Annotated in this window: 15 protein-coding genes; 7 read left to right on the top strand and 8 right to left on the bottom strand. The window is 46.4% G+C overall.

Going from position 1 to position 14,281, the window contains the following annotated elements; genetic code table 11:
* The 5 genes from CDZ87_RS17240 to hemC all read right to left on the bottom strand — a co-directional run.
* A partial coding sequence (locus CDZ87_RS17240; RefSeq protein WP_216639385.1) for a hypothetical protein occupies positions 1-185 on the bottom strand: 185 nt, incomplete at its 3' end.
* 398 nt (positions 186-583) lie between these two features.
* Entirely contained in the window at positions 584-1,771 is a 1,188-nt protein-coding gene (locus CDZ87_RS13455) for a heme biosynthesis protein HemY (protein WP_100754010.1), read from the bottom strand.
* A complete protein-coding gene (locus tag CDZ87_RS13460; RefSeq protein ID WP_100754011.1) occupies positions 1,771-2,973 on the bottom strand; it encodes a uroporphyrinogen-III C-methyltransferase in 1,203 nt (400 codons plus the stop codon). The genes CDZ87_RS13455 and CDZ87_RS13460 overlap by 1 nt, the downstream gene beginning before the upstream one ends.
* The gene (locus CDZ87_RS13465) at positions 2,957-3,718 is read right to left on the bottom strand and encodes a uroporphyrinogen-III synthase (RefSeq protein WP_100754012.1); all 762 of its coding nucleotides are present in this window, start codon (positions 3,716-3,718) and stop codon (positions 2,957-2,959) included. The genes CDZ87_RS13460 and CDZ87_RS13465 overlap by 17 nt, the downstream gene beginning before the upstream one ends.
* Before the next feature lie 5 nt (positions 3,719-3,723).
* Entirely contained in the window at positions 3,724-4,662 is a 939-nt protein-coding gene (gene hemC, locus CDZ87_RS13470) for a hydroxymethylbilane synthase (protein WP_100754013.1), read from the bottom strand.
* A 335-nt stretch (positions 4,663-4,997) separates the two neighbouring features.
* Here hemC and CDZ87_RS13475 point away from each other — a divergent pair, with 335 nt between their 5' ends.
* A complete protein-coding gene (locus CDZ87_RS13475) occupies positions 4,998-7,526 on the top strand; it encodes a class I adenylate cyclase (RefSeq protein ID WP_100754014.1) in 2,529 nt (842 codons plus the stop codon).
* A gap of 83 nt (positions 7,527-7,609) precedes the next feature.
* On the opposite strand, the gene cyaY is transcribed toward CDZ87_RS13475, so the two are convergent.
* Complete coding sequence (gene cyaY / locus CDZ87_RS13480) at positions 7,610-7,921, bottom strand: iron donor protein CyaY (RefSeq protein ID WP_038175740.1); 312 nt, start codon at positions 7,919-7,921, stop codon at positions 7,610-7,612.
* Between the two features lie 75 nt (positions 7,922-7,996).
* Here cyaY and lptM point away from each other — a divergent pair, with 75 nt between their 5' ends.
* The 6 genes from lptM to yigB are packed head-to-tail and all read left to right on the top strand — an operon-like array spanning position 7,997 to position 12,584.
* Positions 7,997-8,116, top strand: coding sequence for an LPS translocon maturation chaperone LptM (gene lptM / locus CDZ87_RS17575; protein ID WP_038175738.1), 120 nt, complete (start codon positions 7,997-7,999; stop codon positions 8,114-8,116).
* Positions 8,117-8,144: 28 nt separating this feature from the next.
* Positions 8,145-9,398, top strand: a complete 1,254-nt coding sequence (lysA, locus tag CDZ87_RS13490; RefSeq protein WP_100754016.1) for a diaminopimelate decarboxylase — start codon at positions 8,145-8,147, stop codon at positions 9,396-9,398.
* Positions 9,399-9,408: 10 nt separating this feature from the next.
* A complete protein-coding gene (gene dapF / locus CDZ87_RS13495; protein ID WP_100754017.1) occupies positions 9,409-10,239 on the top strand; it encodes a diaminopimelate epimerase in 831 nt (276 codons plus the stop codon).
* 20 nt (positions 10,240-10,259) lie between these two features.
* Positions 10,260-10,964, top strand: a complete 705-nt coding sequence (locus tag CDZ87_RS13500) for a DUF484 family protein (RefSeq protein ID WP_100754018.1) — start codon at positions 10,260-10,262, stop codon at positions 10,962-10,964.
* Positions 10,936-11,865, top strand: a complete 930-nt coding sequence (xerC, locus tag CDZ87_RS13505; RefSeq protein ID WP_100754019.1) for a tyrosine recombinase XerC — start codon at positions 10,936-10,938, stop codon at positions 11,863-11,865. Before CDZ87_RS13500 ends, xerC begins: the two co-directional genes overlap by 29 nt.
* On the top strand, positions 11,865-12,584 hold the full coding sequence (gene yigB / locus CDZ87_RS13510) for a 5-amino-6-(5-phospho-D-ribitylamino)uracil phosphatase YigB (RefSeq protein WP_100754020.1): 720 nt from the start codon (positions 11,865-11,867) through the stop codon (positions 12,582-12,584). Before xerC ends, yigB begins: the two co-directional genes overlap by 1 nt.
* Before the next feature lie 25 nt (positions 12,585-12,609).
* Here yigB and CDZ87_RS13515 read toward each other — a convergent pair whose 3' ends face one another.
* Together CDZ87_RS13515 and CDZ87_RS13520 are read right to left on the bottom strand one after the other, a co-directional pair.
* Positions 12,610-13,224, bottom strand: coding sequence for a tRNA-uridine aminocarboxypropyltransferase (locus CDZ87_RS13515; RefSeq protein WP_100754021.1), 615 nt, complete (start codon positions 13,222-13,224; stop codon positions 12,610-12,612).
* Positions 13,221-14,264, bottom strand: coding sequence for a COG3650 family protein (locus tag CDZ87_RS13520; protein WP_100754022.1), 1,044 nt, complete (start codon positions 14,262-14,264; stop codon positions 13,221-13,223). The genes CDZ87_RS13515 and CDZ87_RS13520 overlap by 4 nt, the downstream gene beginning before the upstream one ends.
* Between the last annotated feature and the right edge of the window lie 17 nt (positions 14,265-14,281).

A 14,281-nucleotide genomic window follows, 5' to 3' on the forward strand; every position in this document is an offset into this window, starting at 1 on the left:
AGTTGGTTAGAATACCGGCCTGTCACGCCGGGGGTCGCGGGTTCGAGTCCCGTCCACTCCGCCATTATACTAAGCCCAAGTCGAAAGACTTGGGCTTTTTTACGTCGGTATAAAATCGGCTTGGTCATGGCTAGACGGTGAAATGTCTGCGTCTCAGTAAAAAGGCCAGCTAGTGCTGACCTCAAACTCAAAGCTCTACCCTTTACTTTAATTAAGGGTATCGAAATATGGATGTCCAGGTATGCTTCAAGAGCTCTTTCCACAACAATGCGAATTGAAATGGTCATTGGTTTCTAAAGATCATTGGATTGGCAGTATCGATAACGTCGTTGACGTCGAGTTTATCCGCTAGGTCGTGACTCATCTTCTATTGTAAAGGTCGTGATTGCGCCTACCACTCCCTTTTCTACAGTTCAAAATTGTTTCTCTCAGATATATCTCCCCCTTGCTCTGCAGAATAAGGCATAAATGGTCCGTCTGTAAGATTGGATTAAATAACTTACTTTTGTTGCTGGTAAATCTCTCAGTAATAAAAAAAGCCACCCAGTAAAGGTGGCTTCGTTGTACTTATGTAGAGAAAGCGTTATGCGGCAGGCTCATTGATTAGAGTAAGTGCTTTTCTTGATACTTCATGTGCTGCATTGGTGAGGTTTTGCTTCTCTAAAGCAATGGCAAGATAGCTGTAATCAGGCACGCTCGAGCGAACTGAGAGTGCTTTTTCTAAATGGTGTTGCGCATCTTGCCATTTGTCATTACGCAGATAAAGCTGAGCGAGTGCACTATGCGCAGCGGCATTGTTAGCATCTTTACGTAATACGCTCTGCAAGAAGGTTATTACTGGATGAGTATCGGCTAGCTTTAATTCAGGAATTAAGCGATACAGATCACTGTTAGGGTGTTTGCTCAAGGTCTCTTTGATCAGAGTGAATGCCTCATTATCGGCTTGCCGAGCTATGAGCTGTTCAGCAAAGCAATTGATGAGTTCGAGATCAGACTTCATTTTACGCGGTAGCGAGTTCCAGTGGGCAATTAGACCTTCACTGCCGCTCTGCTCGGCAACTTTATGCAGTAACCCACATTGAGCACGCTGCATCAGAGGTTGTTGTTCTTGCGTCGTAATAATGTTGTTCTTAACTAACTTTGGAATTAAGTCTAAAAGCGGTTGCCATAGTTTGAGTTCGATATAAACCTGTTTAAGCAAGTTAACTACAACTGAATTGTTTGAGTATTGAATGTTTAGAGTTGATAGTGTGTCGAATGCAGCATTGTAATCAGCATCGCGAATCTGTTGTTTAGCGCGAGTCAGTTCGACTGCAAGTTGTGAGTTGTCTTGTTGGGCTGCAAGTTCGAGGTAGCGATCCCTTTGCTTTTTATCACCTAAACCTTGCGCGGCCTCTGAAGCAACGAGATAACAGAGTAGTGGCATATCATGGTGGTTTGCCCAACGAGTCACTTTTTTCTCTGCCTGTTTAAAATCCCCTTCAAGCAACTTGATGATGCCCTCATTGGTATAACGGCGAGAGCGGCGCATCTTACGAACGCTGAAATAGTTCCAAGTTGCAGAGCTTGCGTAAAATACCTTTTTAATTAGGTATTCTAAGCCAAAGAGAGCCGCTAATGTCGCGATAATAAAAATCACCAGAGTAGTGACGCTCATTTCGAGGGTTTTATCTGCGATCGAGACTAGCACGTAACCTTGTTGTCCAGAATATTGAGTGCCAACAAACAACCCTAAGCCCAATACGACGAATAGAAAAATCAGTCGAAACATTATTTATCCTCCGTAACTAGAGTCGTTACCTCGCGGCGAAGGCGCTCACGAATTACGTCGGAAAGTTGCTGCTGCGTTTCCAGTTTTACCGGGTAATCAACTTGCACTCGCTGTTTACTCAATAGCTCTAGTGCTTGATTAAACTCAGCCACCTCTTTTGAATCTTGGTTAAAGAAGGTGGCTGACCACTTATCTGCGGTGGTCAGTGCCGTGGTGTAGAGGTCCTGTTGTTCAACATAGACGGCTTTAATCGCCGTTTCTAACTTCGCTTTGATGTTTTCTTTAAGATAGAAGTGCTGTTGTGGAGAAAGCAGTGGAATCACATTGCCATCGCGAGTGCGGAAAGTAATGAAATTGTCTGAGAAATCCTTAAGCGAGGTAAGCAGGTTATCTTGCCAATCATCAATGTTTTGTGACACCGCTTGTGTCTGTTGCTGCTCGGCTTGCGGCAAAATGGCATTGGCTAACGGCAGAGTATCGACTTGTTGTTGTAGTGCGGTGATTCTTAGCACTAGCCCTTCGCGGTCAATTAATGGGATGGTTTTGAGTTTAGTAATGTCGTTAGCCATCGACTTACGTAAAGGAACTAGGCTCGGGTCGTTAAGTGCAGCAATACGTTGATCGGCACTTTCCATTAATTTGGTTGCGCTAACCGCATCGTGCTCTAGGAAAAGTTTACGTCCAGCAAGTTTGACCAAGTAGTCGGCTTCAGCAAGCAACCAATCGTTAGGACGACGACCTTTCACGTCGGCCACTGCGACTTGCAAACTTTCGATCGTTTTTTGTTGTTGGGCTAAGACCGTCTCTGCACGGTGGGTGGCCTCAAGGGCTTTGGTGACCGCTTGCTGCTCCACAGATGAAAGTTGTGATTGCATATCAGATTGCGCTTGTTGAAGTTGCGCTTGCAAGGCATCGATTTTCGCTTGATATTGCGTATCTTTTTGCTGCATCTGGAAAGTTAAGCCTCCGCCAAATAATAGCGATAGTACAATCGCGAGTGTGCCGAGTTTCACGCCGCGTTTGCCTTGCTTCTCGTCCAATTGAACCGTACTAGTGGTAGGTTGTGGTGCAGCGCTTTTCGCTGCGGTATTGTGAGTCGTTGCCGTGTTTGTTTCAGACGCTTTGGCTTCTACTTGTTTTGCATCCTCTGCCTTGTTGTCTTGGTCAGGGGCAATGTTTTCGTTTTTATTCTTGCTTGTCATTACTTATGTCCTGTTTCGTTGACCGGAGAGCAGCCAATAATACTGGGTTCGAGGCACTGAAAGTGTTGGTAACAACGTTAAAACCGACTTCTCGTGCTTGTTGCGCGATACGCTCACTGGGTACCCATAAGTGAAGCGTAAACAACCAGTTCTGTTGTGATGGAGTAAGGTTAGAGAGCAAGTACTCCAACTGGCCTGAACTGGTGACGACTAATTGAGTGATAGGTTTATCTTGCCAGATTGGTAACAGTAAATCTGAGCGGAAAGCGAGGTTTTCTCGTTTATACACTTCACGATATTCCACCTTGGCGTGCCGGGCGGTGAGCGTGTCAAAGATAAGTTCTCGACCACCATTGCCGCGCAGTATCAGCACGCGCTTTCCAGCGACATCAGCAAGCACTTTTAGGTTTAGCAGATGTTCACTATCACTAATGTCTGGATAGTGTACTTTTTGTTGAGTGGCTTTGCTTAAAACGTGTGCAGTTTTTTGACCAACGCCAAGGTAGGTCTTGTTGGTTGGCCATGGGTGAGCCAATTGAGAGAGGTAATCTTGTGCTGCCGTGACTGCGTTTTGACTGATGGCGATGATCATGTCGAAGTGATCAATATCGTGCTCAAGCCCGGCAAGTTGTTTGCCGGGCGAAATGTTTATCAGAGGTTGATGAAGGTTGTCTATTCCAAGCTCTGAGAGTTGTTGGCACAACGAGAGGCCTTGTTGTCCCGGCCGAGTGACCAGTACTGCCATTGCGTTTACTCGTGCTCTTCGTAAAGCTTGGTTAAGATCTCTTTGGCTCCCTCAGCGAGCAACTGGTTGGCAAGTGTCACACCCAGTGTTTCAGCGTCTGCTCGCGCGCCACGAATCTCACCTCGGACGATTTTTGAACCGTCGGGCTCACCGACCAATGCGCGTAACCAAATATTGTCGCCTTCAATCAGTGAATAACTACCGATTGGCACCTGACATCCACCTTCTAGGGTGAGATTCATGGCTCGCTCACACAAGACGCGGTCAGTGGTTTCCTTGTGACTAAGAGGTTCGAGTAGCTTGATTAGGCGTTCATCATCAAGACGACATTCAATTCCTACAGCGCCTTGGCCAACAGCAGGTAATGATTGCTCTGGTTCAATAAAACTGCGAATACGCTGTTCTAATTTAAGGCGTTTTAAACCTGCGGCGGCAAGTACTATCGCGTCGTACTCGCCAGCATCGAGTTTACCTAGGCGAGTGCCGACGTTACCACGCAGATCTTTAATTACCAGATCAGGACGTGCTTCTTTTAACTGACACTGACGACGTAAACTACAGGTGCCGACGATGGCGCCTTGTGGCAGATCATCAATATTGCGGTATGTGTTTGAGACAAAGGCATCGCGTGGGTCTTCACGCTCACAAATTGTCACTAGACCCAACCCTTGAGGAAAGTCGACAGGAACATCTTTCATTGAGTGCACAGCGAGGTCAGCACGACCTTCCAGCATTGCCACTTCCAACTCCTTAACAAACAGGCCTTTGCCTCCAACTTTGGCCAGCGGCGTATCCAAAATAATATCGCCTTTGGTGACCATGGTAACCAGTTCAACAACTAAACCAGGGTGCGCGGCTTGCAAGGCATCCTTGACGAAATGAGCTTGCCAAAGAGCAAGTGGGCTTTTACGTGTCGCTATTCTAATTGGAGTGTTTGCAGTCATAGTATTCTAGTGATAACAAGTGAATGAACATAATCCTACCACTGTCGGGTAAAATTGCATTACTGCTGATTCAATCGGGTGAAGAATCAGTACGCACTAGCATAAAATCATCAAAAGAGTGTGATTTGGGTCTCGTTTGTAAAATAGGCTATTATTAATAATAGTAGTTACGTACCACACTAACAGCGGCAATATTAGATGGACAAAAATGTGTCGAATCGATCGTACATTTCTTTACCAATCGAAAGAAAAATGATAGATTGATCACGTTTTGTTGGTGCTTTAGAACAATTAATAGTCAAGGCACCCTCTAGGATATAACCAAGGAAACTCCCTTGCAGGCTTACACCAAGACGCTATTAAATAGACTTGATAATCTAAACCAGCAACGCATTGAGCGTGCGCTGGCACTGATGGATTTGTCCAGTCAGAGAGTTTTCCATCTCATTCCGACTCTTCTCCACTTTAATCACCCACTTTTTCCTGGCTACTACGACGCGAAAGTTCCTTATGGAATTCGTGATTTTGAGCTAAATGAAATACAGCAACAGTTTGTTGAAGATACCGAACTCACCATAGGTCAGTCACTGGCTAGCAATGTGACTGCTGAGATCTTAGGTCTTTATACTATGGGTAGTACTTCGTCTATCGGGCAAAGTACCTCAAGTGATTTAGATATCTGGGTTTGTGTCTCGTCACAAATGGACTGTGACGCGCGTGAGAGTTTGACCAATAAATGTCTGTTGATTACTGACTGGGCTCAGACTCAAGGTGTAGAAGCGAACTTCTTTTTGATGGATGAAGAACGGTTCCGTTCCAACCATTCTGAAGAGATGACTGGCGATAACTGTGGCTCTTCTCAACATCTATTATTGCTTGATGAGTTTTATCGCAGTGCGGTTCGTTTGGCCGGTCAGCGCCTGTTATGGCAAATCGTACCGCCGGAAATGGAAGAGTGCTACGATGAATACGTCGCCGATCTATGTCGTAAAGGCTATATCGATTGTGCCGAGTGGATCGACTTTGGTAAGTTGAATCGCATTCCGGCAGAAGAGTATTTTGGTTCCAATTTATGGCAGTTGTACAAGAGTATTGACTCGCCATATAAGTCGGTGCTGAAAGCGATTCTTCTTGAGGCTTATTCGTGGGAGTACCCACATACGCAATTGTTGAGTTTAGATACCAAGCGCCGCTTCTTTGCCCATGAGCCTGATCTTTATGGGATGGATGCCTATTATTTGATGCTAGAGAAGGTGACCCGCTACTTAGTTCGAATAGGTGATTTCAATCGCCTCGATTTAGTTCGTCGATGTTTCTATCTTAAAACGCATGAGAAGCTCTCACGTGAACCGAGTGTGGGTTCGGTCGCTTGGCGCCGTGAAGCGTTAGGTGAAATGATTCAGGATTGGCAATGGCCTGAGGATGTTATCGCCGAGCTTGACGATCGTCGTAATTGGAAAGTAGAGCAGGTTAAAGTTATGCACCATGCTCTGCTCGATGCTTTAATGCAGAGCTACCGAAACCTGATTCAATTCGCCCGTCGTAACGACATTACGTCAGCGATTAGTCCGCAAGATATCAGTATTCTCGCACGTAAGTTATATGCGGCATTTGAGGTACTGCCGGGTAAGGTTACGCTGCTCAATCCGCAGATCTCCCCCGATTTACACGAACCGGATTTAACCTTTATTGAGGTTCGTCCAGGTCGTACTAATAAAGCCGGCTGGTATCTTTATAAACAGCCATTAACGCCTCATCGCATTATTGGTCAGGCATCACTAGAGCATAATGAATATTTGAGTAAGCTGGTTGCATGGTCGTTTTTTAATGGCTTGATCACCGAATCTACTCGTTTGCACTCTGTTGTGCGTGATGCGCATCTTGATATCGATAAGTTTTATCAAATGGTGAGTGATTTACGTAACACCTTCTCACTGCGCAAACGTCGTCCAACCATGCAAGCTTTATCTAGCCCATGTGAAATTAGTCAGTTGGCGATGTTTATTAACTTTGAGAACGATCCAACCACAGAGTTGAGTGGTAAATCGCTCAAACTAGATCCTAAAACAACCGATATCTTCAGCTTTGGCGCCGAGCAAAAATGCTTAGTAGGCAGTGTCGATTTAGTGTATCGCAACTCATGGCATGAAGTGCGCACCCTACATTTTAAGGGTGAGACCGCGATGTTGGATGCGTTGAAAACCATTTTGGGTAAAATGCACCAAGATGCGATTCCACCAGAGTCGGTCGACGTTTTCTGTTACAGCAAAAATCTACGTGGTGTGATGCGTAATAAAGTGTATCAATGGTTAGCTGACTGCATTGATTTACGTTTGAAGCCAGTAGAGCAAGAGAAACGTCGCCGCTTTAAAGCATTGCGTCTAGGCCAAAAAACCTATGGATTGTTCTTCGAGCGTCGTGGTGTTTCGGTACAGATGTTAGAAAACTCGGTCGACTTCTATCGCAGTATTTCGACCAATAAATTGCAAGGTGCACCACTTATTGTGCTCGATAAAGAGCAAGATTACCAAATGCCAGAAGTGGTCGATAGCTTTGCCAGTGAAGGCTTAGTACAGTTTTTCTTTGAAGACAGTGACAAGGGCTTCAATATTTACGTATTGGACGAAACGAATCGGGTTGAGGTGTATCACCAGTTTAAAGGTGGCAAAGACGAGATGATTGCGAGCGTCAACAGCTTTTATACCTCAGGCAAAGATGACAACTCATTGTCGTCGAAACTGATCAACTTTAACTTGCCGCAGTACTATCAGATTATTCATCCTGACGATGATCAACCTTATATTGTCCCATACCGTAATGATGGTGCCAGCTATAGTAAGTCGAGCAAAATCGTCAATGGTTAGGGGCTGTTTATCTTTCGCGGTTAATCGTTTTGACCAAAAAGAGCATCTGGGATGCTCTTTTTTAATATCTGAAAACGAGATAATTACCACTCTATCTCTTCATCACAGTGCTTCTCACACTCTTGTTTGACCATCGCAATCAGTTCGATACCGGTTTTAGAGCAGCGCCACTGCTGATCGACATACGCAAAGTGAAATCCGCCTGATTTTGATGCCAACCAAATCTCTTTCATCGGTTCCTGGCGGTTGATAATGATCTGGCTACGGTCTTCAAATTCGAGCGTCATTACGTTGCCAGAGGTCTCATAGTCGATGTCCGCACCTGAATCATCAATCATTTCTTCGATGATTTGCATTTGAACATCCACAAGTTGATGAAATTCGGTCTCGTTCATCCAATCTATCCTATTGCTTTTCTTGAGTGTGGTGCGATTATAGGGGGCATTGACAGAATAATCACGATACAACCGATGAAAAAATCTATCTTAGCGTTATTTATCTTTTCAGTCCTTGGCTTGGCTGGCTGTGGTCAAACCGGACCACTTTACATGCCTGAAGATGCTCAACAAAATGAGCAGCCTGCACAATAAATAAAATCAGAATATAAGGGAAAGTACTTTGGATTACTTCAATTATCAGGATGATGGCCAACTTTGGGCCGAAGATGTCGCATTAACCGACCTCGCCGAGCAGTTTGGCACTCCACTTTATGTCTATTCACGCGCGACCTTAGAGCGCCATTGGCACGCTTTTGATAAATCGGTGGGCGAACACCCTCATTTAGTCTGTTATGCAGTGAAAGCCAACTCTAACCTTGGTGTGTTAAATGCGTTAGCCCGCTTAGGTTCAGGGTTTGATATCGTCTCTGGAGGCGAGCTTGAACGTGTGATTGCCGCGGGTGGCGAGCCGAGTAAAGTCGTGTTCTCAGGTGTCGGCAAAACCGAAATCGAGATGAAGCGTGCGTTAGAGCTAGGCATTAAATGCTTTAATGTTGAGTCCGAGCCTGAATTGGAACGTTTGAATAAGGTGGCTGGAGAGCTAGGGGTGAAAGCGCCGATCTCATTACGCATTAACCCCGATGTTGATGCAAATACCCATCCTTATATTTCCACTGGTCTACGTGATAACAAGTTTGGTATCGCATTCGATCGTGCGCCTGAGGTATACCAATTCGCACAAAGTCTAGCCAATCTCGATGTCAAAGGGATCGATTGCCACATCGGTTCACAATTGACCGATATTGAACCTTTTATCGATGCCACTGATCGTTTACTTGCCTTGATTGACGCGCTGAAAGCGCAGGGTGTGATCATCGAACACCTTGATGTCGGTGGCGGCTTGGGCGTGGTTTACCGTGATGAATTGCCACCTCAACCTTCAGACTATGCCAAAGCCTTGCTCGGTCGCTTAGAGAATCACCAAGATCTCGAGCTGATTTTTGAGCCAGGACGTGCCATTGCAGCGAATGCTGGTCTGCTACTGACCCGAGTCGAATTTCTCAAGCATACCGAACATAAAAACTTTGCCATCATTGATGCGGCGATGAATGACCTAATGCGTCCGGCCTTGTATCAAGCGTGGCAAGACATCGTGCCTGTGGTTCCGCGCGACGGTGAAGCGGTAACGTATGATCTTGTTGGGCCGATTTGTGAAACGGGTGACTTCTTAGGCAAAGACCGTTCACTCGTGCTGCAAGAGAGCGATTTGCTTGCTGTCCGTTCGGCGGGTGCCTATGGTTTTGTTATGTCCTCGAACTACAACACTCGCTGCCGCGCGGCAGAAGTGATGGTTGATGGCAATCAAGTGCATTTGGTGCGTCAGCGAGAAGCGCTCTCAAGCCTTTGGGCACTTGAAAACGTACTTCCGGAGTAATTGAAGTCTTATGCATTTCCATTTTTCTAAAATGCACGGTTTGGGTAATGACTTTATGGTCGTTGACTGCATTACGCAAAACATTTTCTTTTCCCCTGATTTGATTCGTCGTTTGGCGGATCGCAATAAAGGTGTTGGTTTTGACCAACTGCTGGTGGTTGAAGCGCCGTATGACCCTGAAACTGACTTCCATTATCGTATTTTTAATGCCGATGGTAGTGAGGTTGAACAGTGTGGTAATGGCGCGCGATGCTTTGCCCGTTTTGTATTAATGAAAGGGTTGACCAATAAGTACAGCGTTAGTGTCAGTACCAAAAAAGGCAAGATGGTGCTCAGCATCGAAGAAGACGATCAAGTGACCGTCAATATGGGGGTGCCGCAGTTTGAACCAAGCAAGATCCCATTTAAAGCGAAGCAGACTGAGAAAACCTATATCATGCGGACCGAAGACAAGACACTCTTTTGTGGTGCGGTGAGCATGGGTAATCCTCATGTGGTTACGGTGGTTGACGATGTTGCCACCGCTGATGTCGAAACACTCGGCCCCCTATTAGAGTCTCATGAACGTTTCCCTGAACGTGTTAACGCAGGTTTTATGCAAGTGGTCAATCGCAATGAAATCAATTTGCGCGTTTATGAACGTGGTGCGGGTGAAACTCAAGCCTGTGGTAGCGGTGCTTGTGGCGCGGTCGCGGTTGGTATCGTCCAAGGCTTACTAGATGAACACGTCACAGTTCACCTGCCGGGTGGTGCGCTCACTATCCGTTGGCAAGGGCCGGGCAAGCCGTTGTACATGACGGGGCCTGCGACGCACGTTTTTGACGGTCAACTTACCTGCTAAGTGAAACAAAAGGAATCGATGTGTCTCAAATTGAAGCGGATGCACTGACGGCGGAAATCGTGGCGGAATACTTGCGCGACAATCCGGATTTTTTTACTGCTCGTCGTGAGCTAGTTGATCGATTAGCGCTTGCGCACCAAGAGCAGGGAGCGATCTCTTTGGTTCATGTACAAATGAATCGTCAGCGACAAAGAATCGAAGAGTTGGAAGAAGAGATCACCGGGCTAATGTCATTAGCCAAAAGTAACGATCGAACTTTTCACGAATTTATGCAGTTACAGGAAGATATCCTCAAATGTGATTGTTTAATCGATGTTGTCAAAGCGATAGAAGATGTGGCCAAAAATCTTGGTCTCGTGGCTTACGTTCGCTTGTTCGATAGCGAATCGGCTCGCTACTCGTTAACGCGTGAACAATACCAACGATTCGCAACCAATCACCTTAATGGCAAGTCGGCTTATCTTGGCCGAATGCGTAAAGTTGATCGAGAGTTGTTGTTAGGTGAGCTTTCGCATCAACCAGAGATGGGGTCGTACGTTGTACTGCCGTTGCAAAAGAAAACGCTACAAGGGGTGTTAATATTCTCGAGCTCCGATGGCGGGCATTTTCAGCCGCACATGGACACGTTATTCTTACGCCACCTCGCGTTGGTTGTCTCGCACCTTATCGAAACTCTTTCTTGGCAAAGTGAAGCGCATGAGCGAATCAGTAGTACCTCTACCTAATGGTCTCAAGCGGCCACTTGAACGTTTCTATGAATTTCTCAGAAGCGAGAAGGGGCTTAGCTTACACACCCAGCGCAACTATAAACAGCAGCTAGAAACGATGGCTCAGCACTTACATCACCTTGGTCTCAAAGAGTGGCAGCAAGTGGATGCAGGTTGGGTACGCCAGCTGGCGAGTAAAGGAATGCGAGAAGGGATGAAGGCGAGCAGCTTAGCCACGCGCCTCTCTTCTCTGCGTAGCTTTTTTGATTTTCTTATTCTGCGTGGTGAGATGAGTGCTAATCCAGCGAAAGGGGTCTCGGCACCACGTAAAAAACGGCCGTTACCGAAAAACCTCGATGTTGATGAAATGGGCCAACTACTTGATGTGAAAGACGATGATCCGCTTTCGATTCGTGACCGCGCCATGATGGAGCTGATGTATGGCGCTGGCTTACGTTTGGCAGAAATGGTCGCAGTGAATGTGAAAGACGTCAGTTTGTCGTCTGGCGAGTTACGTGTCATTGGTAAGGGTGACAAAGAGCGCAAAGTGCCTTTTTCTGGCATGGCGGCTGAGTGGGTGGCCAAATGGCTGAAAGTGCGAGTAACATTAGCCACAAGTGGAGAGCCGGCTCTGTTTGTTTCTAAGCTTGGTGGTCGAATCTCTCATCGTAACGTACAAAAACGCATGGCCGAGTGGGGGCAGAAACAGTCCGTCGCCAGTCATATTAGCCCGCATAAATTACGTCACTCATTCGCCACTCACATGTTGGAGTCGAGTAATAATCTGCGTGCAGTACAAGAGTTACTTGGCCACGAAAATATTTCGACGACACAAATCTATACCCACCTCGATTTCCAACATTTGGCTCAAGTGTACGATCAAGCTCATCCAAGAGCGAAAAAGAAGGGGAGTGAGTAATGCAGTTTTTTCGCCATTTAAAACCCGTCAAAGCGATGACCTTTGATCTTGATGATACTCTGTATGATAACCGACCGGTGATTCGTCAGGTTGAAGCCCAAATGGTGCAATGGTTGCACGCTACTCATCCTGTCTCTGCAACCCGATCGTTTGATTGGTGGCGTGATATCAAACGCGATTTAGCTAAGCAAGATAATTGGCTGCCTAACGATGTGACGCTATGGCGTTTTAAGCAGATCGAATATGGATTGGGCTTACTTGGTTACACCTCACAACAAGCAAAACTGGCGGCAGAGCAGGCGATTGAAAAAGTGCTGAGTTTGCGTAGTGATTTTACGGTCCCTGACCAAACGCACTGTGTGATGAGAGAGCTGGCTCAACAGTTACCGTTAATTGCTATCACCAATGGTAATGTTGACGTCGAGAAAATTGGTTTAGCGGACTACTTCACTTTGGTGTTAAAAGCGGGCCCTGATGGCTATGCCAAGCCTCATTGTCAATTGTTTGATAAAGCGCAGCAACACTTAGGGCTGCCAGCACAGCACATTTTACATGTTGGTGACCACTTGATCAGCGATGTGATGGGCGCCAAGCAAAGTGGACTTCAAGCGTGTTGGTTCAATGACCAACAGGTCGATATTTATCACAGTCATCGGGCGCGTCTATTGCCTGATGTAGAAATTATCGCGTTACCGCAACTGTTGACCTTGATCGATTAAACCACCGCTATGTCGCGGTTTAATCTCAAGACTTCGCTTGGAAGGCATGGCCACTCTTGTCGGCTTGAAAAGCGTTAAGATAGCCATCGAAGAAACCCTCTAATTGCTGTGCTTGATTGGTGTAGCCTAACTCACGCAGCACTTCACACCCGACCTCTATAGTGCACAAATGCCCTGGTTGCTGATTGCGGCGCAGTCGATAGCGTGATGGTTGGCTAGGCTCTATGTGCACCTGAGGCAGCGCACGTAACCAATCACTTTTACGCAGCATTTTTCCGGCTTCTTGCCAAGTTCCATCTAAGATGATCAATAACAGTGGCTTATGTTGCGAGTTGGCCTCACGATGAGCGTGTTTAACGGCATCACTGTGCTGGCTAGGAAACAGAACATAGGGTAGATAGTCACCACTTACGATCATCTTTATCAGCTCTGGGCAAGGTTGGGTGCGCTGCCAAATGTGGCGGCTACACGATTGTAGGCTCTGTGCTAACCACTGGCCGGTATTGGTCTCGCGCGTGGTTTCATTGGGGTGCATTAGCAGCGCGATATAAAGGTCTGTAGACAATGTCGGTAATAGGTGACAGGCACATTGAAAGCGCAACTGGCACCTAGGACATGGCTCAATAGATATTTTACTCATGGGCGATTCATTTCTTGAGGGGCAGTAAATAGCGTTAGACCACCATCAGTAATGTCATACACGATCTCGCCGATTTTTTCTTTGGTAGCAGTAATGCGATCGTCATGACGGCTAAAGATACGTTGTGAGAGCAAAGGTTGTTGCTGGTGGTGAGTCATCACCACTTGTACTTGAGTCGAATTAAGCGATTGCCAATATCCTCGCTCAACAGAGTCTGACTCGCCATTGTCATAGCGATAGGTAGTGGTGGCACTGTGATCAGGATTTAGCTCAAGAAAAACGCTCAAGTTGTTACTGTTGGCTGAGGTGGCTTGGTAGAAGCCGGCCCAATCTTGGCTATGATCTTGATTGGACAAGGTGGCGCAGCCTTGGTAGTTGGCTCCGTCGAGCGTTAAGCTGGCACTCCAACCGTACAGTGAGTCACTCATCCCATCCATACAACTGCGTTGGTTAAGCTCTAAGTTGCCACCATCAAATTGATAGCGGCGTCGTTGTGGTTCGATCTTGCTATTAACCAAGTCGAGTGTGCGTTTGTCTTGGCCGATTTGGTCAAATATTAGCTGGTTGGGGGCAACGCTCACGGACCAAAAAGGTTCGGTGCCAAAAGCTCGGGTCGGTTTTAGAGCTTGATCGCAACGCTTTGGGTTCTCGGCAGTGAGTATATTGAATGAATCGACCACAAAACGTGCGCGGTAATCGGCAACAAAACCATCGGTTTTGCGCGTTTCTAAATGACCAATGACTTCACCATACAGTGGTTCATAAGGACCACGAACCAGTGTTAAAGCTTGTTGAAAACGGTCATTCGATAGATCTAACCAGTATTGGTTTTTGCTGCCACATGGCGTGATTGAACGTACCTCATTGCCAAGCACAATTTCTCCGCGCATGACAAACGGTTGCGATTGAATAGATTTTGGATTATCCAAGCTGGCGGTCTCGTTCGGTGAAGGGTTGATTGCTGGGGTTAATGACGTCATCGAACACGCTTGCAACGTGAGCAAAGTAATGACGGTGACTGGGTTTCGAAGCGCCTTCATGCTATATCTTCCCTATT

Source organism: Vibrio salilacus, assembly GCF_002811245.1.
Lineage (GTDB): Bacteria > Pseudomonadota > Gammaproteobacteria > Enterobacterales > Vibrionaceae > Vibrio > Vibrio salilacus.

Excerpts from the sequence above, each read along its gene's own strand:
- CDZ87_RS13455 (WP_100754010.1), bottom strand. The coding sequence starts at position 1,771 with ATGTTTCGACTGATTTTTCTATTCGTCGTATTGGGCTTAGGGTTGTTT.
- CDZ87_RS13460 (WP_100754011.1), bottom strand. The coding sequence starts at position 2,973 with ATGACAAGCAAGAATAAAAACGAAAACATTGCCCCTGACCAAGACAAC.
- CDZ87_RS13465 (WP_100754012.1), bottom strand. The coding sequence starts at position 3,718 with ATGGCAGTACTGGTCACTCGGCCGGGACAACAAGGCCTCTCGTTGTGC.
- hemC (WP_100754013.1), bottom strand. The coding sequence starts at position 4,662 with ATGACTGCAAACACTCCAATTAGAATAGCGACACGTAAAAGCCCACTT.
- cyaY (WP_038175740.1), bottom strand. The coding sequence starts at position 7,921 with ATGAACGAGACCGAATTTCATCAACTTGTGGATGTTCAAATGCAAATC.
- lptM (WP_038175738.1), top strand. The coding sequence starts at position 7,997 with ATGAAAAAATCTATCTTAGCGTTATTTATCTTTTCAGTCCTTGGCTTG.
- dapF (WP_100754017.1), top strand. The coding sequence starts at position 9,409 with ATGCATTTCCATTTTTCTAAAATGCACGGTTTGGGTAATGACTTTATG.
- xerC (WP_100754019.1), top strand. The coding sequence starts at position 10,936 with ATGAGCGAATCAGTAGTACCTCTACCTAATGGTCTCAAGCGGCCACTT.
- yigB (WP_100754020.1), top strand. The coding sequence starts at position 11,865 with ATGCAGTTTTTTCGCCATTTAAAACCCGTCAAAGCGATGACCTTTGAT.
- CDZ87_RS13515 (WP_100754021.1), bottom strand. The coding sequence starts at position 13,224 with ATGAGTAAAATATCTATTGAGCCATGTCCTAGGTGCCAGTTGCGCTTT.
- CDZ87_RS13520 (WP_100754022.1), bottom strand. The coding sequence starts at position 14,264 with ATGAAGGCGCTTCGAAACCCAGTCACCGTCATTACTTTGCTCACGTTG.